This is a genomic window from Sphingomonas sp. T1 (assembly GCF_902506585.1).
GTDB lineage: Bacteria > Pseudomonadota > Alphaproteobacteria > Sphingomonadales > Sphingomonadaceae > Sphingomonas > Sphingomonas aerolata.
The window spans coordinates 735,467-755,109 of the sequence record NZ_LR733875.1 but is presented as its reverse complement, the minus strand read 5'-3'; the positions used below and the strand labels follow the sequence as shown (position 1 = coordinate 755,109).

Annotated in this window: 20 protein-coding genes; 9 read left to right on the top strand and 11 right to left on the bottom strand. The window is 67.3% G+C overall.

The features are described from left to right. Positions 1–20: 20 nt before the first annotated feature. The 4 genes from tyrS to serS all read right to left on the bottom strand — a co-directional run bounded on the left by tyrS (position 21) and on the right by serS (position 4,590). The gene (gene tyrS, locus GV027_RS03290; RefSeq protein ID WP_159510981.1) at positions 21–1,244 is read right to left on the bottom strand and encodes a tyrosine--tRNA ligase; all 1,224 of its coding nucleotides are present in this window, start codon (positions 1,242–1,244) and stop codon (positions 21–23) included. Between the two features lie 84 nt (positions 1,245–1,328). Further along, entirely contained in the window at positions 1,329–2,549 is a 1,221-nt protein-coding gene (locus GV027_RS03285; protein ID WP_236559032.1) for a M23 family metallopeptidase, read from the bottom strand. After that, positions 2,546–3,310, bottom strand: coding sequence for a 5'/3'-nucleotidase SurE (gene surE, locus GV027_RS03280; protein WP_159510980.1), 765 nt, complete (start codon positions 3,308–3,310; stop codon positions 2,546–2,548). Before surE ends, GV027_RS03285 begins: the two co-directional genes overlap by 4 nt. After that, positions 3,310–4,590: a serine--tRNA ligase gene (gene serS, locus GV027_RS03275; protein ID WP_159510979.1), complete on the bottom strand. Its 1,281-nt coding sequence runs from the start codon at positions 4,588–4,590 to the stop codon at positions 3,310–3,312. The genes surE and serS overlap by 1 nt, the downstream gene beginning before the upstream one ends. A 97-nt stretch (positions 4,591–4,687) precedes the next feature. Here serS and GV027_RS03270 point away from each other — a divergent pair, with 97 nt between their 5' ends. Next, positions 4,688–5,128 carry a host attachment family protein gene (locus GV027_RS03270; protein WP_031441820.1) on the top strand — a complete coding sequence of 147 codons (441 nt, stop codon included), beginning with the start codon at positions 4,688–4,690 and terminating at the stop codon, positions 5,126–5,128. A 77-nt stretch (positions 5,129–5,205) separates the two neighbouring features. Here GV027_RS03270 and GV027_RS03265 read toward each other — a convergent pair whose 3' ends face one another. Beyond that, complete coding sequence (locus GV027_RS03265; RefSeq protein WP_107934354.1) at positions 5,206–5,460, bottom strand: PEP-CTERM sorting domain-containing protein; 255 nt, start codon at positions 5,458–5,460, stop codon at positions 5,206–5,208. A gap of 1 nt (position 5,461) precedes the next feature. On the opposite strand from GV027_RS03265, the gene GV027_RS03260 reads away from it, so the two are divergent. The 3 genes from GV027_RS03260 (at position 5,462) to GV027_RS03250 (ending at position 7,613) form a co-directional block, all read left to right on the top strand. Then, a complete protein-coding gene (locus GV027_RS03260; protein WP_236559031.1) occupies positions 5,462–6,118 on the top strand; it encodes a hypothetical protein in 657 nt (218 codons plus the stop codon). 523 nt (positions 6,119–6,641) lie between these two features. Beyond that, entirely contained in the window at positions 6,642–7,103 is a 462-nt protein-coding gene (gene dksA, locus GV027_RS03255) for an RNA polymerase-binding protein DksA (protein WP_031393916.1), read from the top strand. An 87-nt stretch (positions 7,104–7,190) separates the two neighbouring features. Then, on the top strand, positions 7,191–7,613 hold the full coding sequence (locus tag GV027_RS03250) for a PilZ domain-containing protein (protein ID WP_235188463.1): 423 nt from the start codon (positions 7,191–7,193) through the stop codon (positions 7,611–7,613). 185 nt (positions 7,614–7,798) lie between these two features. Here the strand turns inward: GV027_RS03250 and GV027_RS03245 are convergent, their stop codons facing one another. After that, entirely contained in the window at positions 7,799–7,954 is a 156-nt protein-coding gene (locus tag GV027_RS03245) for a YdcH family protein (protein WP_081874429.1), read from the bottom strand. 221 nt (positions 7,955–8,175) lie between these two features. On the opposite strand from GV027_RS03245, the gene GV027_RS03240 reads away from it, so the two are divergent. Together GV027_RS03240 and GV027_RS03235 are read left to right on the top strand one after the other, a co-directional pair. Next, complete coding sequence (locus GV027_RS03240) at positions 8,176–8,373, top strand: YdcH family protein (protein WP_031393918.1); 198 nt, start codon at positions 8,176–8,178, stop codon at positions 8,371–8,373. 168 nt (positions 8,374–8,541) lie between these two features. Then, positions 8,542–9,003: a DUF1465 family protein gene (locus GV027_RS03235; protein WP_031441823.1), complete on the top strand. Its 462-nt coding sequence runs from the start codon at positions 8,542–8,544 to the stop codon at positions 9,001–9,003. A gap of 36 nt (positions 9,004–9,039) precedes the next feature. Here GV027_RS03235 and GV027_RS03230 read toward each other — a convergent pair whose 3' ends face one another. Next, positions 9,040–10,014 (bottom strand): NAD(P)H-dependent flavin oxidoreductase, encoded by a 975-nt coding sequence (locus GV027_RS03230; protein WP_031441824.1) that lies wholly within the window; start codon positions 10,012–10,014, stop codon positions 9,040–9,042. Between the two features lie 128 nt (positions 10,015–10,142). On the opposite strand from GV027_RS03230, the gene GV027_RS03225 reads away from it, so the two are divergent. Further along, positions 10,143–12,728, top strand: coding sequence for a M1 family metallopeptidase (locus GV027_RS03225; protein ID WP_159510978.1), 2,586 nt, complete (start codon positions 10,143–10,145; stop codon positions 12,726–12,728). A 49-nt stretch (positions 12,729–12,777) separates the two neighbouring features. Here GV027_RS03225 and GV027_RS03220 read toward each other — a convergent pair whose 3' ends face one another. The 4 genes from GV027_RS03220 to paoA all read right to left on the bottom strand — a co-directional run bounded on the left by GV027_RS03220 (position 12,778) and on the right by paoA (position 17,223). Then, on the bottom strand, positions 12,778–13,302 hold the full coding sequence (locus tag GV027_RS03220; protein WP_056678790.1) for a gamma carbonic anhydrase family protein: 525 nt from the start codon (positions 13,300–13,302) through the stop codon (positions 12,778–12,780). 125 nt (positions 13,303–13,427) lie between these two features. Further along, the gene (paoC, locus tag GV027_RS03215) at positions 13,428–15,629 is read right to left on the bottom strand and encodes an aldehyde oxidoreductase molybdenum-binding subunit PaoC (RefSeq protein WP_159510977.1); all 2,202 of its coding nucleotides are present in this window, start codon (positions 15,627–15,629) and stop codon (positions 13,428–13,430) included. Positions 15,630–15,634: 5 nt separating this feature from the next. Next, positions 15,635–16,585 carry an FAD binding domain-containing protein gene (locus GV027_RS03210; protein WP_159510976.1) on the bottom strand — a complete coding sequence of 317 codons (951 nt, stop codon included), beginning with the start codon at positions 16,583–16,585 and terminating at the stop codon, positions 15,635–15,637. Continuing rightward, a complete protein-coding gene (gene paoA / locus GV027_RS03205) occupies positions 16,582–17,223 on the bottom strand; it encodes an aldehyde dehydrogenase iron-sulfur subunit PaoA (protein WP_037529025.1) in 642 nt (213 codons plus the stop codon). The genes GV027_RS03210 and paoA overlap by 4 nt, the downstream gene beginning before the upstream one ends. Before the next feature lie 274 nt (positions 17,224–17,497). Between paoA and GV027_RS03200 the strand changes: the two genes are divergently transcribed. Continuing rightward, on the top strand, positions 17,498–17,668 hold the full coding sequence (locus GV027_RS03200; RefSeq protein WP_156363498.1) for a hypothetical protein: 171 nt from the start codon (positions 17,498–17,500) through the stop codon (positions 17,666–17,668). Between the two features lie 335 nt (positions 17,669–18,003). Next, positions 18,004–19,638, top strand: coding sequence for a hypothetical protein (locus GV027_RS03195; protein ID WP_236559030.1), 1,635 nt, complete (start codon positions 18,004–18,006; stop codon positions 19,636–19,638). Positions 19,639–19,643 lie beyond the last annotated feature (5 nt).

Sequence of the window (19,643 nt, the reverse complement as noted above, 5' to 3'; positions counted from 1 at the left end):
GCCCGTGCTGGTCCGGCGGGTCAGCCGGGCAGCAGCATTCCGTGACGCTTCTTGCCGAGGCTGAGGCGGACCGGCGCCGCGACGGGGATCGTGGCGGCGGGGTCGCGCAGGGGTTCGCCGTCGACACGGACTGCGCCTTCGCCGATCTTGCGTCGCGCCTCGCCGTTCGATGCGACGAAGCCGAGCCCGACCAGCGCCTCGACGACGCCGATGCCGGTCCCGGTGCAGACGAGGCTCGGCAGGGCGTCGCCCGATGCGCCCTCCTCGAAGGTCTTGCGCGCGGTCTCCGCGGCCTGGTCGGCGGCATCGCGGCCGCGGCACATCGCGGTCGCCTCGTTCGCGAGCACGACCTTCGCGGCATTGATCTCCGCGCCTTCGAGCGCCTCGAGACGCGCGATCTCGTCGAGCGGAAGGTCGGTGAACAGCCGCAGGAACCGGCCGACGTCGCGGTCGTCGGTGTTGCGCCAGAACTGCCAGTAATCGAAATGCGGCAGCTGATCCTCGTGCAGCCAGACCGCGCCCGACATCGTCTTGCCCATCTTGCCGCCATCCGCGGTCGTGATCAGCGGGGTGGTGACGCCGTAGACCTCGGTGCCGTCCATGCGGCGCGACAGCTCGATACCGTTGACGATGTTGCCCCACTGGTCCGAACCGCCCATCTGCAACCGGCATCCGGCGCGGCGCGACAGCTCGAGAAAGTCGTAGGCCTGGAGGATCATGTAGTTGAATTCGAGGAAGCTCAGCGACTGTTCGCGGTCGAGGCGGAGCTTGACCGAATCGAAGGCGAGCATCCGGTTGACCGAGAAATGCTGGCCGACGTCGCGCAGGAACGGGATATATTCGAGCGCGTCGAGCCACTCGGCATTGTCGAGCATCACCGCATCGGTCGGCCCGTCGCCGAACGTCAGGAAACGTTCGAAGATGCGGCGGATCGAGGCGACATTGGCCTTGATGCCGTCCTCGCCGAGCAGCTTGCGCGCCTCGTCCTTGAAGCTCGGATCGCCGATCTTGCCGGTGCCGCCGCCCATCAGGACGATCGGCTTGTGGCCGGTCTGCTGAAGCCGGCGGAGCAGCATGATCTGGACGAGGCTGCCGACGTGCAGCGACGGCGCGGTCGGGTCGAAGCCGATATAGCCGGGTACGACCTGCTTGCCCGCGAGCGCGTCGAGCGCGGCGGCGTCGGTCATCTGGTGGACATAACCGCGCGCGGTCAGCGTGGTGAGCAGGTCGGACTGGTAGGTCATGGAGGAGCCACTAGCAGCGGATGTGCGGTCCGTCATCCCGGCCCCCAATCGTCATGCGAGCTTTCGTTCGCTGAACGGGGGGGATCAGCTGCGCGGCAGTTGCGACGACGGGTCGACCGGGGTGCGGCCCTTGCGGAGTTCGAAATGGAGTTCGGGGCGATCGGCGAATCCGGTGTCGCCCGAGAGCGCGATCGTCTGGCCGCGCTTCACGCTCTGGCCGCGCTGGACCAGGAGTTTCGAGGCATGGCCATAGACGCTGGTCCAGCCGCCGCCATGCTTGACGATCACCAGCCCGCCAAGCGCGGCGATGCCGTCGCCGACATAGGCGACGACGCCGTCGGCGGTGGCGCGGATCGGGGTCGAGACGGGAATGGCGATCTTGATGCCGTCATTGCGTTCCCCGCTGGCGCCGTGGCCGAACCGCTTCACGACGCGGCCGTCGACCGGCCAGAGGAAGCCGCCGCCCGCGAGCCGTACCGGCGCCGTGACAACCGCGCTCGGCGGCAGGATGCGCCGCGGGGTCGGGGTCGGGCGGACCGGCGCCTGGTTGGTCGCAAGCGCAGGCTCGCCGCCGGTCAGGATGTCGTCGACGTCGAGCGTGAACGCCGCCGCTCGATCGGCAAGGCTGGTGCCGCCTTCGGTATCGGGGATGACGATGCGCTGGCCCGCGCGCAGCACATAGGGTTCGAGCAGCGCGTTGACGGCAACGATGCGCGACCAGGCGACCCCATAGGCGCGGGCGATCGCGATCCCGGTCTCGCCGCGCCGGACGAGGTGATATCGGCCTGTTGGGATGGTCAGTCGCTGTCCCGTCTGGATCGTGAAGGGCGGTTCGATCGCGTTGGCGCGCGCGATCGCCTCGCTGCTCGCCCCAGAGCGTTCGGCGATGGCGAGCAGCGTATCGCCGGGGCGGACCGTATAGAGTGATTGCTCGACGCGCCGCGCATCCGCCGCGACCGGGCGCTCCTCCCAGGCGGGGCGCGGCGCCGGCAGCGTCGAGACGGGCACGGGGGTGCGATCGGCGCGCCGGACGGGTGAGGGGGCAGGGCTGGCGTCCTGCCGCTCCACGCGGCGCGGATAGGTGCGACGACGCGGTGGAGCCTCATAGGGGTCGGGTCGGGCGGCGTCGCTGCGATCGCGCGCGTCGTTCGCGAAGCGGTCCTGCGGGTCGGCGCGCGGGAGGCGCTGGATCCGTTCGAGCGACTGCGGCGGCGGCCCGCGGTCGGACCGGACCGGCGAGTCGACGCTCGGGATGCATCCGGCGAGAGCCAGCGCCGCGCCCAGGATCGCGGCGGCGCGCGTCACGCGTAGGCGCGTCCCAGCATGTCCAGCGACTCGGCATGCGTCAGATCGAGATGCAGCGGCGTGACCGAGATGTAGCCGTCCGCAATGGCCTCCAGATCGGTCGCGTGGAGCGGCGTCTCGACCGCGCCGCTGAGCGCGAACCAGTGATACTCATAACCGCGCGGGTCGGTGTTGGTGACGATCTGCAACCGGCCATAGTCGCGCAGGCCCTGGCCGACGACGCGAATGCCGCGCACCGCATCCGCCGCACCGACGGGGAAGTTGACGTTGACGAGCGTCCGGGGTGCAAGCGGCGCATCGAGCAGCGGGCGCAGGACGCGTTCGCCCCAGGCGGTCGCGACCTCGAACGGGACCGAATCGCCCATCCCTTCGCGGCTATAGACCTGGCTCAGCGCGATCGACCGGACCCCGGCCAGCGCACCCTCCATCGCAGCCGAGACGGTGCCCGAATAGGTGACGTCCTCGGCGAGGTTGGCGCCGCGATTGACCCCCGACAGGATCAGGTCGGGGGGGCTGTCCTTCATGATCCGGGCAAGCGCCATCATCACCGCATCGGTCGGCGTGCCGGCGACGGCATAGCGTTTCTCGGCGAATTTGCGCACGCGCAGCGGTCGCGACAGCGTCAGCGAATGGCCCGCGCCCGACTGTTCCTCCGCCGGCGCCACCACCCAGACATCGTCGGACAGCGTCGCGGCGATCGCCTCGAGCACCTTCAGCCCGCGCGCGTGATAACCGTCGTCGTTGGTCAGCAGGATCCGCATCAGGCAGCGGGCTCGAGCAGGGTGAGGCCGCCCAGATAGGGCTGGAGCGCGGTCGGCACCGCGACCGCGCCATCCGCTTGCTGATAATTCTCGATCACTGCGACGAGCGTGCGGCCGACCGCGAGGCTGGAGCCGTTGAGCGTGTGGACGAACCGCGTCGCCTTCTCACCCTCGGGGCGATAGCGCGCGTTCATGCGACGCGCCTGGAAATCGGTGCAGGTCGAGATGCTGGAGATCTCGCGATACTGCGCCTGGCCGGGGAGCCAGACTTCCAGATCATAGGTGCGCGCCGCGGTGAAGCCCATATCGCCACCGCATAGGAGCATCCGCCTGAACGGGAGCTGCAACGCGTCGAGCACGCCCTCGGCACATTGCGTCATCCGCTCGTGCTCGGCCTCGGACTGGTCCGACGTGACGATCGCGACCATCTCGACCTTGTCGAACTGGTGCTGGCGAATATAGCCGCGGGTGTCGCGACCGGCCGAACCGGCCTCCGAGCGGAAGCACGGCGTCAGCGCGGCGAAGCGCAGCGGCAGTTCGCCGTCGGTCAGGATCCGTTCGCGCACGATGTTGGTCAGGCTGACCTCTGCGGTCGGGATCAGCCAGCGGCCGTCGGTGGTGCGGAACAGGTCCTCGGCAAACTTGGGCAGTTGGCCGGTGCCGAACACCGCCTCGTCGCGTACCAGCAGCGGCGGCGCGACTTCCTCGAAGCCGTGATCGCGCGTCAGCCGGTCGAGCATGAACTGGCCGAGGGCGCGCTGCAGCCGTGCGGCGGGGCCGCGTACCAGCGTGAAACGGGCACCGGACATCGCAACGCCGGTCTCGAAATCGAGCCCGATCGCCGGGCCGACGACGTCATGCTCGCGCGGGGCGAAGGCGAAGTCGGGCTTCGTCCCGCGTGCATGGACGAGCACATTCCCGCTCTCGTCGACCCCCGCAGGGACGTCCGATGCGGGCAGATTGGGGATCGCCGCGAGCGCCGCATCGAGCTCGGCGGTCAGCGCCGCCTCGTCGGCCTCAAGCGTCGGCAGCGCGGCCTTAAGCGCTGCAACTTCCGCCATCAACGCCTGCGCGCGCGGCTCGTCCTTTTGCGCCTTGGCCTGGCCGATCGCCTTGGACAGCTCGTTGCGGCGGGTCTGCGCAGCCTGCGCTTCGGCGATCGTCGCACGGCGGCGCTCGTCGAGGGCGACGAGCCGTTCGCTGGCGGGGGCAGCGCCGCGGCGGGCGAGGGCGGCGTCGAACGCGGCGGGGTTTTCACGGATCAGACGTATATCATGCATGGCGCTAGGCTATGCCGAGGCCGGCAGGTACGCGCAACCCGGTGCGCCCGCGGGACGTTGGGGAGGGCAGAGGCACAGATCAAAGAGGAGAAAGCCCGTGGATCTTCCGCACAAGTCCGTCGTCATGGTCGCCGATGGCCGCAAGATGCTGTTCCTGCGCAACGAGGGCGATGCCGCCTTTCCGAACTTGGTCGTCGAAGAGGCGGTCGAGCAGGAAAACCCCGCGACGCGCGACCAGGCGACCGACTCGGCCGGCCGCGCGTCGTCCCCGCAGGGTGCCGCGCAGAGCTCGGTCGAACCGACCGATTTTCATCAGATCGAGGAAGACCGGTTCGCGGCCGACGCAGCCGAGCTGCTCAAGACGCGCGCATTGAAGAACGACTTCGATTCGCTCGTCATCGTCGCGCCGCCCAAGACACTGGGGGAGATGCGCAAACATTATCACAAGGCGGTCAGCAGCCGGCTGGCGGGCGAGCTCGCGAAGGATCTCACCGGGCATCCGATTGCGGACATCGAGACGGCGCTCAAGAACGCCTGATCGTTGCCACCCGATAGTTGAAAAGGCCCGCAACACGTTGTTGCGGGCCTTTTTTCATGTTCGAGATTTATGCAGGATCAGTCGGCGGCGCGCTTCGCGAACCGCCGGCGGGCAACGAGGGCCGCGGCCGCTGCGCCGAACAGCAGCACCATCGGGGGTGCGGGAACGGGGGCGGGTGGCCCGCCGCTCGAGCCGGTGCTGCCATTGCCACCGCCGTTCGAGCCATGCCAGCCGCCGTTCGAGCTCCAGCCGCCATTGCTGCTCCAGCCTGCGCTGCTCGATCCATAGCTCGACGACGAGGTCGAACTTGATCCGCTGCTGGTCGACGACACGGTGCCGCCCGAACTGCTGCTCGTCGACGAGGCGACGTTGCCGCTGGACGAGGAAGACACGTTCCCGCTGGACGAGGACGAGACGTTACCGCTGGATGAGGAGGATATGTTCCCGCTGGACGAGGATGAGACGTTACCGCTGCTCCCGCCGCTGGCAGAAGACGAGGTGCTCGACACCGACCCGCCGCCGGTGCTGGACGACGATCCGCCCGTCGACGATCCGCCGGTCGACGAGGTGCTGCTGACGCCGCCGCTGGAGGTCGATCCGCCGCTCGTGCTCGATGAACCACCGCTTGTGCTCGACGAACCGCTGCTCGTGCTCGACGAGCCTCCGCTCGAGGTTGACGAGATGACGATGCTGCCGCCCGAGCCGCCGCCGCCGAAGAAACCGCCGCCAAAGCCGCCGCCGCCAAAGCCGCCACCCGGGCCGCCGCCGCCGAAGAAGCCGCCGCCGCTGTTTACCGGCACGGCGGTCGGGCTGCCGGCGCCGCCCACGAAGGGGTCGGCGAACCCCACGGGGACAGGGGGCGCATTGGCGACCGTCACCATCGCTGGCGCGCAGGCGGTCGTCCGTGTGGTGACGACGCGACGAATGCGGGGACGGGCGACGGCGCCAATCTGGCGGGGGACAACGCGCTTGGTCATCGTCTTGGCCTGAATCGCGCGCTTCGGACGCTCGGCGACATGGACGGCGCCGCCGCCGATGATCGCGCCTCCGCAGGCGCACGCGCATAATTTGGCCAAGGCCATCCGCACCGACATACTCAAAGTCTCTCTCGTTGCCGACGCGCAGACGACGTCGGATCGCGTTCACGGCACTCGGACACCGTCATCGCACAAAGCGCAAAACAAAGCGTTAAGCGCAAGCGCCCATGACGTGATCTGGTGGTCATTCTTACAATATCGCGACGGGCGGGGCGCTCAATACGCAGACCGTGCCGTGGCGGGACAGTTGTCGCATCCAGGATCATGGCGACGGGCTCGTTCGCGGGACTCGCTGAGGCCGTAGGCAGGCGGTGTAACCCGGATGCATCGGTACGCAAGAATGTGTCTTCATTATCGATCCAAGCGCAAGTCTGCTCGCTTGTGGTCCGGAACACGTAAGACTATAGGCCCTTTTACCATTTGGGGGTGGCTTCGAGACGCGGCTTTTCGCGCCGACCGGCCAGAGGGAGAGTGGTATGGCAACGGTAATGAATCGCGTAGACGAGCACGGTACCAATCTTGCAGCAGCCAATGATGCCGATGGCTATCGACCGACGGCGGACGAGCCGTTCATGAGCCTGCGTCAGCAGGCCTATTTCCGGCAGAAGCTGCAGCAGTGGAAGGACGCTATCCTGCGGGAATCGCAGGAAACCTTGTCGCAATTGCAGGTCGATTCGCTGCGCGAGGCGGATCTGACCGACCGTGCGTCGAGCGAAACCGACTGGTCGATCGAACTGCGGACCCGGGATCGCCAGCGCAAGCTCGTCTCGAAGATCGAGGCGGCAATCCGCCGGATCGACGATGGCGAATATGGCTATTGCGAAGTCACGGGCGAACCGATCAGCCTGGCACGCCTCGAGGCGCGGCCGATCGCGACGATGACCGTGGAGGCACAGGAACGCCACGAGCGCAACGAAAAAATCTCCCGCGAGGACTGATTTCGGGTCGGCGAACAGCGCATAGGCACGTGGTCCGCCTTCTGATATATGCGACGCATATCTCGACGTCGGGACACAGGAATACGGATGGACATGAGAAACCAAGGGTCGTTGGGCGCCGAGGGTGCGGCAGGGGCCGGCGCCGGGGAGTCCGTCGAGGATAGCGCAGACCCGGGCCAGAACCGGCCGGTCCGTGACAGTCTGCTGATGATCGCGCGGTTCAGCTATGCCGACGGTGCGGGTGTGTACGAGGTGCGGGTCCGCAACCTGTCCGAAGGCGGGCTGATGATCGAGTTCGATCGGCCGCTTGCCGTCGATACGCCGGTCACGATCGACCTGCGTGGGATTGGTGAGGTTACCGGACGGGTGGCGTGGTGCACGCAGGGTCGTCTGGGAATCGCGCTCGACGAGACGATCGACCCGATGAAGGCGCGCAAGTCGGTCGGGCAGGGGCAGACGACGCCGACCTTTGCCAAGCCGATCGTGTTCCGGGAGCCGCGGTCGCGGTGACCTCGTCCGGTGGAGCGGGGCAGCGGTAGGTTGCCGGTGACGGTCTAATAGAGGGGCTGATTGAAGAGGCGGTGGTGGCGTATCCGGCACCCCGCCAGTCCGGCTTTCCCGAGGGGGAAGGAATCGGAAAAGCCGGAACCGCGTGACGACAGGCCGATCGCCCGCCGCCACGAACGGCGTGGGGTCTAGAGGTTGGCGAGTTCTTCCTTCAGGCGAAGCTTCTGCTTCTTCAGTCCTGCGAGCGCCAGCGCGTCGGGCATGGGCCGGTGTACCTCTTCGGAAATCCGGCGGTCGAGCATTTGATGCTTGGTTTCCAGCGCAGCCTGGTGCGTCGTTTGCATGGTGGAAAAACTCCTTCTGCATTCGTGTTGGGGTGCTGAGTAAACCATCGCCCCAGCTAAAAGTCTTTAACGAAGATTGGTGAATCGACCGGGCGAGCCGTCGCGTGCGACGGGCCGAGTCCTGTGACCACGGACGGCGCGCGTCGGGCAGTTTTTGGTGCTCGCGCAATGCCATGCATTTGCTAAGGACCGCGTAGCAGGGGTGGGCGAAGGACATGATGGTGGACGAGGCACAGATCAGGGTCCGGCTGGACGAAATCCGGACCGAGCATCGCGACCTCGATTCGGCGATCGCCGCGCTCTGGTCGCTCACCGTTCCCGACCAGCTGCAGATCGCCCGGCTCAAGAAGCGCAAGCTGCGGCTGCGCGACGAAATTGCCGCGTTCGAGGACCAGTTGATCCCCGACATCATCGCCTGATCCGTCCGAGCACGCGCGGATGCGGGGCGTGATTTCGGCCAGCGCCTTCAAATTGCGTCATAATATAGATCGAGCGGTCGATCGAAGCGGCGCGTTTCGGGACACATCCTGGCGCATCGATGCGTTTTCCCGATGGGCGCGGCGATGCGGCTATGGCAGTCGGGCAGAATGATTGGTCGACCGCCCGAACTGCCCCTGCAAGACCGCATGATCGGTGCGCTGTACCGTGAGGCGATGCGGCTGGCCGAAGAGGCCCGGGCCTATTTCGACGATACGGGACGGACCGACCGGGACGGGCTCGAACCGCTCGTCCGCGTCAGCCTGAGCTGTGAATCGCTCAAGGTCACGACCCGGTTGCTCCATGTCCTCGCGTGGTTGCTGACGCAGCGCGCGGTCCAGGCGGGTGAACTCACGCGGGGCGAGGCGCTGGATCCGGCGCGGCGGCTCGGCGAGGCGCCGGTGACCGATGACGCGATGCTGGCGGCGTTTCCGCCCAGCGCGAGGGCGTTGATCACCGCGAGCATGCAGCTTCACCGGCGCGTCGCGCTGCTCGACGCCGCGCTTGATGCGCCACGGCCCGCCGCGAGCCCCGCCTTGTCGATGCAGGATCGCCTCGCCCGCGTCCTCTAATGCCGTTGGCGGGGCGTACCGTCAGACGAGCCTGGCCTAGACGAGGCCAAGCCGGGTGCGTGCCGCGCGATATTCGCGCTCGAGCCGGTCGACGCGGTCGGCGACGCTCTCGACCGCGGTAACCGCACCGATGCCCTGGCCCGATCCCCAGATATCCTTCCACGCCTTGGGCTTCGATCCACCTTCGGCATTGGCACCGCCCCCGAAGTTCATCGTCTTAAGGTCGCCCTCGGGCAGCGCATCGGGATCCATCCCGGCTGCGACGATCGACGCGCGCAGGTAATTGCCGTGCACGCCGGTGAACAGGTTCGAATAGACGATGTCCGCCGCGCGCCCCGCGACGATGCCGTCCTTATAGGCCTGGTCGGCATTCGCCTCGACCGTCGCGATGAAGGGCGACCCAATATAGCCGAAATCGGCTCCCATCGCCTGTGCCGCGAGCACCGCGTCGCCGGTCGCGATCGCGCCCGACAGCGCGAGCGGACCGTCGAACCACTGGCGAATCTCCTGGATGATCGCAAAGGGCGATAGTCGTCCGGCATGGCCGCCGGCGCCCGCGGCGACCGCGATCAGGCCGTCGGCACCCTTTTCGATCGCCTTGCGCGCGAACCGGTCATCGATGACGTCGTGCAGCGTGATCCCGCCCCAGCCATGCACCGCGGTGTTCAGATCCTCACGTGCGCCGAGCGAGGTGATCACGATCGGCACCTGCCATTTGGCACAGGTTTCGAGATCGCGTTCGAGCCGGTCGTTCGACTTGTGGACGATCTGATTGACCGCGAACGGCGCGGCGGGGCGATCGGGATTGGCGCGGTTGTGCGCGCTCAGTTCCTCGGTGATCCGGTGGAGCCATTCGTCGAGCATCGCCTGCGGTCGCGCATTGAGCGCTGGGAAGGATCCGACGATGCCCGCCTTGCACTGGGCGATCACCAGGTCGGGTCCGGAAATGATGAACAGCGGCGACCCGATCACGGGCAGGCGCAGGCTCTTTAGAATAGCGGGTACGGTCATGGCGCGTTTCATAGCGCAGCCGAAACGGCTGCGCCAGCACTCTGGTTAGAGCGGCAGTCACGTGTGATTGCCATGTGACCGCAAATGCTTAGAGCGGTCGGCATAGAATGTTCCGGAGATGTGCCGCCATGAAGTTTGCCGTTATCGCCCTGCTGGCGCTGTCCGTGTCTGCGCCCGCGCTTGCCGCAGGTCAGTTGCCGCGCAGTGTCGTGCCGATCCTGTACGATATCCAGGTGCGCCCGGACGCGAAGGCGATGACGTTCAGCGGCACCGAGACGGTGACCATCGACGTCAAGCAGGCGACCCGGACGATCCAGCTGAACGCGGCGGATTTGAACATCACGTCGGCGACGTTCGACGGCCGCCCCGCCACCATGAAGGCGGACGCTGCCGCGCAGCTGCTCACGGTGACGCTGCCAGCGGCGGCGAGCGTCGGGCGGCACAGCCTGGCCTTTGCCTGGACGGGCAAAATCAACCAGTCCGCGTCCGGGCTGTTCGCGATCGACTATGCCAATGCCGACGGCTCGTCGTCGCGGATGCTCGCGACGCAGTTCGAGGCCCCCGACGCGCGCCGGTTCGCACCGATGTGGGACGAGCCCGCGTTCAAGGCGAAGTTCCGTCTGTCCGCAGTCGCGCCGGGCGCTCAGCTGGCCTTCTCGAACATGCCTGCGACGGCGATCACGAAGCAGGCGGACGGCACGCAGCTCTACAAATTCGGCGAGACGCCGCTGATGTCGAGCTATCTGCTGTTCCTCGGCATGGGGGACATGGAGCGCAAGACGCTGATGGCGGGCAAGACCGAGATCGGCATCATCAGCCGCAAGGGCGTCGTCGATCAGGGCGACTATGCGCTCGCCGCCGCGAAGGACCTGCTCGCCTATTATAACGACTATTTCGGCCAGCCCTATCCGCTGCCCAAGATGGACATGATCGCGGGGCCGGGATCCAGCCAGTTTTTCGGCGCGATGGAGAATTGGGGCGCGATCTTCTATTTCGAGAACGAGCTGCTGTTCGATCCCAAGCGCGCGACCGAAAGCGCCAAGCAGCGCATCTATACCGTCGTCGCGCATGAGATGGCGCACCAGTGGTTCGGTGACCTCGTCACCATGGCCTGGTGGGACGATCTGTGGCTGAACGAGGGGTTCGCCTCGTGGATGGAGGGCAAGTCGAGCGGCGTGCTCGTGCCCGCGTGGAAATCCGAGGCGGCCGCGGTGTCGGGCGAGCGCGAGGGGGCGATGGGGATCGACGCAACGTCCGCGACGCACCCGATAATCCGCAAGGTCGAGACCGTCGACCAGATCGGCGAAGCGTTCGACGGCATCACCTATTCGAAGGGGCAGGCCGTGATCGGCATGCTCGAATCAACGCTCGGCCCCGACGTGTTCCGCAAGGGCATCCGCAGCTACATGGCCAAGTATAAATACGGCAACACGGTCACCGAACAGCTCTGGGCCGAATTGTCCGCAGCCGCGGGCAAGCCGGTCGCAGAGATCGCGCACGACTTCACCTTGCAGGGCGGCGTGCCGCTGGTGACGATGACGGGCGCGACCTGCAACGGCGGCGTTACCACCGCCATGCTGACGCAGGGCCGGTTCGGGCTGGATGCGGCATCGAAGACGCCGCAGACCTGGCACGTGCCGCTGGTCGTGGGCAATCTCGGCGGTGCGCAGACGGCGACGATCGTCACGGGCGCAGCGCCGTCGCGAGTCACGATCCGGGGATGCGGTACGGTCGTCCTCAACCGCGGCAAGGGCAGCTATACCCGCGTGATGTACGACGATGCGGGCCATGCCGCGATCGTCCGCGACTATGCCAGACTAGACCTCGCCGACCGGCTGGGCACGCTGGGCGATGATTTCGCACTGGCGGCGGGCGGCTATCAGGACCTGTCGCGTTATTTCGCGGTGATGGACAAGGTCGGGCCGGACGCCGATCCGCTCGAATGGTCGTCGGTCGCAGGCGCGCTCGGCCGGATCACCGGGCTGTACGACGACACCCCGCTCGAGGCGCCGCTGCGCGCGCGGTCGGTCGCGATCCTTGGCCCCGTGCTCGCGCGGATCGGCTTCGAGGCTAAACCGGGCGAATCGCCGCTGACGAGCAATTTGCGCGAGACGCTGGTCGGGCGGCTCGGCACCAATGGCGATACGGGCGTCGCGGACCGTGCGCGGCGCTATGTCGCGGCGCTGGCGACCGATCCGACCGCGATCCCGCCGGCGATCCGCCAGCCGATCCTGTCGACCTATGCCGTCAACGCGACCCCGGCGGAATGGGATGCGCTGCTGGCGCTTGCCAAGGCGGAGAAGAGCCCGGTTGCCAAGAACCGGTTCGTGACGCTGCTCGGGGCCGCGCGCGATCCCGCAACCGCGGGGCGGGCGCTCGCGCTGCTCAAGACCGACACGATCACCGCGCCGCAAAAGGCCGGGCTGCTCCGCGCCGTCGCGGGCGCGCATCCCGACCTGGCGTTCGACTGGGCGGTCGCGAACCGTGAGCTGGTCGAGAGCTTCCTCGAGGCGAGCACGCGATCGGGCTATATCGTCGGGCTCGGCGCGGGCTCGAACGATCCTGCGATGCCGGGCAAGATCAGCGCCTTCGCGGACAAGTATCTGCCCGCCTCGTCACGGGGCGGCGTGACGCGGTCGCTGTCGACGATCGCGGTCCGCAAGGCCGCCGCCGACCAGCTGCGTCCCGCCGTCACCAAATGGGTCGCCGGCTGACACAACGGCGCCGGATCCCGGGCGATGTCCCGGGATCCGGTGCTCACCCCTAGTCGATGCGCGTCAGTCCGGTTGCGCAGGCGCGGGCCTTCTCGACATAATGCTGGGCGGAGACGCGGAGCGCCGCGATCGCCTGCGCATCGAGCTGCCGGACCGCGCGGGCCGGGCTGCCGATGATCAGGCTGCCCGCGGGGAAGGTCTTGCCCTCGGTGACGAGCGCGCCGGCGCCGACGATGCAGTCCTCCGGGATCACCGCATGGTTGAGCAGGATTGCCCCCATGCCGATCAGCGACCGGTCGCCGACCGTGCAGCCGTGAAGGATCGCGTGGTGGCCGATCGTGCAGTCCTCGCCGATCCGAAGCGGCGCGCCGGGATCCGAATGGAGCATCGCGCCTTCCTGGATGTTGCTGCGCGCGCCGATGACGATCGGCGTATTGTCCGCGCGGACGACCGCCCCGAACCACACGCTCGCCGCCTCTCCGAGCTGGACATCGGCGATAAGGTCCGCGCTTGGCGCGACCCAGGCGGTCGGGTGGCAGGTGGGGCGTTTGTCGCCCAGGGCATAAAGCGGCATCGCAAGGTCTCTCCGTCGAACCCGCGGGCTGCGACGAAGCCCGAAACGACACCGCCGCACCGCAGATCATCGGTTCGATGTCTGCGGTACGGCGGGATCGTCTGCAAGGCCGGCAGGACAGGTTGTCAGGCGACGGGCGGCATGCCCTTGATCACCTTGTCGAGCGTCAGCGGATATTCTCGGATCCGGACGCCGCAGGCATTGTAAACCGCATTCGCGACCGCAGCGCCGACGCCGCAGATGCCGAGCTCGCCGACACCCTTGGCCTTCATCGGTGACGACTTGGCATCGGTCTCGTTCATGAAGAACACGTCCTGATAGGGGACGTCGGCATGCACCGGGACATGATATTCGGCCATGTCGTGATTAACGAAATAGCCGAACCTCTTGTCGACGACCGCGTCTTCCATCAGCGCCGCACCAACGCCCATGGTCATCGCGCCGATGACCTGGCTGCGCGCCGATTTGGGGTTGAGGATTCGCCCGGCGGCAAACGCACCGCTCATGCGGCGTACCCGAACCTCGCCGGTCGCCGAATCGACCGCGACCTCGACGAAATGCGCGCCGAAGGTCGACTGCGCATAGGTCTTGGTCAGATCGCCGAACTCGATCGAGTCCTCCGCCGACAGGCCCGCATCGCCCGCCGCCTCGGCGAGCGAGACGCTGCGGTTGCCCGACTTCACCTTGCCGTCTTCGAAGACGATGTCGGTCGGGTCGAAGCCGAGCTTGCGTGCGACGCTGTCGCGCAGTGCCGAACAGGCCGCATAGACGCCGGCGGTCGAGCTGTTGCCGCCCCATTGGCCGCCCGAACCGGACGAGACGGGGAAGCTGCTGTCACCGAGCAGGACGATCACCTTGTCGAGCGGCACGCCCATCATCTCGGCCGCGGTCTGCGCGATGATCGTGTAGCTGCCAGTGCCGATGTCGGTCATGTCGGTGGCAACGGTGACGACGCCCTTCTTGTCGATCCCGACGCGCGCGCCCGACTTCATCGTGACATTGTCGCGGAAGGCGGATGCCATGCCCATGCCGATCAGCCAGCGGCCTTCGCGGACCTGGCCCGGCACGGGATTGCGCTTGTTCCAGCCGAACCGCTCCGCGCCCGTCCTGAGACAGCCGACGAGATCGCGGTGCGAGAAGGCGCGCTTGGGCGATTCGGGATCGACCTGCGTATCGTTGACGATGCGCAGCTGGACCGGATCCATCTTCAGCGTCTCGGCAAGCTCGTCCATCGCCGCCTCGAGCGCGAGCAGCCCGACCGCCTCGCCGGGGGCGCGCATCGCGTTGCCCTCGGGAAGGTCGAGCGTCGCGAGCCGCGTCGCGGTCATCCGGTTCGCGCCCGCATAGAGCAGCCGGGTGACGTTCGGCGCGGTCTCGGGTCCGCCACCGGGAAGATCGCCCGACCAGCTTTCATGCGCGATCGCGGTGATCGTGCCGTCCTTGCGCGCGCCGATCCGCAGACGCTGGATCGTCGCCGGCCGGTGCGTGGTGTTGTTCATGATCTGCGGACGGGTCAGCGCGACCTTAACCGGCTTGCCACCGATCGCGCGCGAGGCGAGCGCGGCCATCACCGCATCGCTGCGGATCCAGAGCTTCGACCCGAAGCCGCCGCCGACGAAGGGCGACAGCACGTGAATGTCCTCCTTGGGGATGCCGAGCGTCTCGCTCATGTCGCGCACCGCCCAGTTGAGCATCTGGTTCGAGGTCCACAGCGTCAGCTTCGACCCGGTCCATGCAGCGGTCGTCGCATGCGGTTCCATCATCGCATGGCTCTGATCGGGCGTGGTATAGGTCTGGTCGAGCTTGACCGGGGCCTTGGCAAAGGCGCCGGCGAAGTCGCCGATCGCCGTATCGGGATTGCCGTCCTTCGGCTTCACCGCGGCGGACTTCTCCGCGGCAAGATCGAATTTCCCGGCGCTGCGGGCATAGGTGACGCGGACCAGCTTGGCAGCGGCGCGTGCCTGTTCGAACGTCGATGCGACCACGATCGCGACCGCCTGGTCGAAATGCTGGACGTCAGGTCCCGCGAGCATGCGCGCGGTATGCGCCTGCGCCTTGGCCACCGTCCCGGCATTTTCATGCGTGACGACGGCGAGCACGCCCGGTGCAGCCTTGGCTTCGGCGAAATCGATCCGCTCGATCCGGCCCTTGGCGATCGCCGCGCCGACAATATAGCCATAGACCGCGCTGGGGGCGGCGTCGTTGCGTTCATAGGCATAGCGCGCCGTTCCGGTGGTCTTGCGCTTGCCGTCGATGCGGTCGACCGGTTGACCGACGACCTTCATGCGGTCGATCGGGTTGGTCGTTGCGGGGGTGTCGAACTTCATGGCGATCAGGCCTTCGCTTCTTCGAGCACTGCGTGGATCGTGCGTTCGATCAGCGGCAGCTTGAATGCATTTTGCGACGTCGTGCGGGCACCAGCCAAGACGGCGGCGGCCGTGGCCTTGGCACCCTTGGGCATTTGCGCCTCGGCAGCTTCGACCCGCCACGGCTTGTGCGCGAGGCCGCCAAAGGCAAGGCGCCCGCGACCATCGGGCTGGACGACCGCCGCGACCGAGACCAACGCAAACGCGTAGGAGGCACGGTCACGCACCTTCTGGTAGATGTGGGTGCCGCCAATCGGCTTTGGCAACGTGACCGCGGTGATCAGCTCACCCGGGGCGAGCGCGGTCTCGATATGCGGCGTCGTGCCCGGCAGCCGGTGGAAGTCGGCTATCGGGATGGCGCGCGTCTGGCCCGCCGAATTGACCGTCTCGACGGTCGCATCAAGCACCCGCATCGCGACCGCCATGTCGCTCGGATGAGTCGCGATGCACGCATCGCTCGTGCCCATGACCGCGAGATTGCGGTTGAAGCCACCGATCGCCGCGCAGCCGCTGCCGGGCTGGCGCTTGTTGCAGGGCTTGGTGGTATCGTAGAAATAGGGGCAGCGGGTCCGCTGCAACAGATTGCCCGCGGTGGTCGCCTTGTTGCGCAACTGGCCGGACGCGCCCGACACGAGTGCCCGGCTGAGCACGCCGTAGTCCTTGCGGACGCGGGCGTCGGCGGCGAGGTCGGTGTTGCGAACCAGCGCACCGATCCGCAGGCCGCCGTCGCTGGTTGGTGCGATCGTATCGAGATCGAGGCCATTGACGTCGATCAGATGCTGCGGCGTCTCGATCTGCAGCTTCATCAGGTCGAGCAAGTTGGTCCCGCCCGCGATGAACTTGGCGCCAGGCGTACGGACCGCCGCTGCCGCGGCGGCACTCGCGGTCTTGGCGCGTTCGAAGGTAAAGGCCTTCATGCCATGCGCTCCGTGCCGGCGACGTCGTGGATCGCGTCGATGATGTTTGAATAGGCGCCGCAGCGACAGATATTGCCGCTCATCCGCTCCTGAAGTTCGGCGGTCGTCACCTTCGGCTTGGCGGCGATGTCGCCGGTGGCATGGCTGGGGATGCCTTCCTTGATCTCGTTGAGCGTTGCCACCGCGGAGCAGATCTGGCCCGGCGTGCAATAGCCGCACTGATAGCCGTCATGCTTCACGAAAGCGGCCTGCATCGCGTGCAGCTTCTCCGGCGTGCCGAGCCCCTCGATCGTGGTGATCGAGTCGCCTTCGTGCATCACCGCGAGCGTCAGGCAGCTGTTGATCCGCCGGCCCTCGACGATGACCGTGCAGGCCCCGCACTGGCCGTGATCACAGCCCTTCTTCGTGCCCGTCAGCTTCATCGTCTCGCGCAGCGCGTCGAGCAACGTCGTCCGCGTATCGACCTCGATCAGGGTATTGCGGCCATTGACCTTGAGCGTCACCGGCATCGTCGTCGGTGGGGTCTGTTGCGGTGCCGCAACCTGCGCACCCACCGGGGTCCCGGTCAGGGTCGCGGTCGCTACGCCACCCGCGATCACGCCACGGCGCGATACGGGAAATCCGTCATTGCTGTTCATAAAGATCTAAAGCTCCCTGATCCGCTAACGAACGGATCGCCACGGAACCGGTTGCGTCGCCACGCCGGAATCCGCCCTAACTCGGAAAAAATAGGTATCAGGCGGCTGCCGCGCCATAGGGCGGGACCGAGATAATCGACGGTCTAAGCCAAAAGTCCCAATCCGACACCGTCATTGACCCTTCAAATCGCACGCAATTCTGATATCGTCATGATCACGATCAAGGGATTGAGCGATGCAGAGTTACGCGCAGACGGTTGCTCGACTGAGGTCGATGGCTTTCCTCCTCGAGGAGGCGTTGCGCATCGCGGACGAGGGCGGCAACGCGCTGGTCGGGGCGAAGATCAGCGATTGTGTCGACTGGATCGAACAGGAGCTGACGTCGGTCAACGTGCGCGCCGCGCTCCATCCGATCACTGAACAGGGCAGCGCGGACCCCGCCTGAGGGTCTGGCGCTCGGCGAGTCGAAACCACGTCAGTCGTGGCGCCGGGGAAAGGTCTCGTTCTTGAGGATCGTCAGCTGGACCGTCTGGGCATGATCCGTCTCTGCGTTTGATCCGCTCGCGCGCGGCCGATGCCAGTTAAGGCAGCCGATAACGGCGGCGATCCGTGACCAGCGTCTCTTGCCCTGACTGTGCGCGCTGCCGGTTGCTGCAGCGCGCGCGCAGTCCGCATCCTCGCGCTTTCATCGGTGCCGCGACTCGACGTCAAAAAAAGTCGGAGATGGAGCGATGGACAGTCTGCGCCCCCTGTGCTCGGATCTGTGCAGAGGGGAACAGCATGAGACCGGTTTTCAGATCTGGAATGGCGCTGACCGCGGTCGCCGCGACGATGGCTTATGGCATGACCCCAGGGGTGGCCCGCGCCCAGGTCGCAGATCCCCTAGCGATGACGACCGATCCCGCAGATCGCGCGGTGATGGCGGAGGCAGCGTCGGCGATCGCCGGACGATCGCCCGACATCGCCCGGCTCGATGCGGTCCTTGCCAAACTGCCGCGGCCGACGCCGCTGCGCGGCATGGTGCAGACGGTGCGGGCCGGTGTTCTCGCAAGCGCGCAGGCGACCGGCCCCGCGGTCGCGGCGATCGAGGAGGCGCTGCGGCTTCTGCCGGATGATCCGCGGCCGAAACTCGTCGCGACGGGAATCTATACGTTTTCCGGTTCGCCGCAGCGCGCCGCGGATCTCCTCATTCAGGCCAGCCGGCTTGCGCCTGAGATGACGCGGCATTTCGACCGCTACGTCGTCATGGCGTTGACGGGGCGTTTGACCGAGATCGGCGATCGGAGCCGGGCAGACCGGCTCAACGCCCGGCTCGGCGAGATCGGATTCAGTTCGGGGCTCGCGCCGGAACGCTCGACCGCAGCCTTGTCCCGCACGCGCGAGGCGATGCGGATGTCGCCAGGCGCAGCGACTGACGAGGCGGTAAACCTCGTCACGACGATCGGCGATCCGGACGATCTGCTCACACTCTATATCGATCGACGCTATGCGCCGCTCTGGCTGCGGATCGCCGAATGGGCCGGGGCCGATCTTGCCGCCCAGTCGCGGCGCTACCTCGACGAGCTGCGCGGCGACTGGGCGGCGGCTGCCGATTTCGACACCGCGACACCCTATGCGCGTCGCCTCTCCCGCCTCGAGGCGTATCCCGCGGTGGTCAGCCTGTTCCTGCCGATGTTCGACGGGATCGAGGCCGGGGCGGCGGTGCCCGTGGAGGCGCGGGCCGCAGGCGCGCCGCGGGGCGAGGGCGTGTTCCTAGCCCCGATCGTCGCCAGGGCGCTGGCGCATCAAGGGCGCTATGACGAGGCTCGGGCATTGCTGGCCAGGGTCGCGACGACCGTGCCGGCCGAGGACCAGGGCAATGGCCTCAATCTCGACGGCGCCTATCTGCAGCTGGCGGCGATGGAGACCGACTGGCCGCAGGTCCTCACGCGCGCCGACGTCTTTCTCGATCGGGCGAAACGATACGGGAGCAACGTCAACCGCGCGTCCGTCCTGCTCGTCAAAGCCTGGCAGGCCTGTGCGCTCGCCCGCACCAGCCAGAACGCTGCCGCCGAACCCGTCACCGCAGAGGTGTTGTTGGACGAAGCACTGGTGCCGGGCGCCGCGATGCAGATGCATGTCTGTCGGGGCGACCCGGCCGCAGCGCGTGCGCTCGTCATCCGCCGGCTCGCTGACGAGACGACCCGCGACTGGGCGCTGCGCTATGTCCAGCCGACCGGCTCCGCGACGACGACGCCGCTCGACCGGTTGACGGACCCGGTCGACGACGCGGTCCGGACCGCGCCCGACGTCGTCGCCGCGGCGACGCGGGTAGGGCGGATCCTGCCGAATCCCGTCAGCGCCGGGCTGCCGCAGGGGTTCGATCCGTTCCGCCTCCAACCGCGGACGACGCCGCTGGACGCGAACGCGGTCTAGGCGGC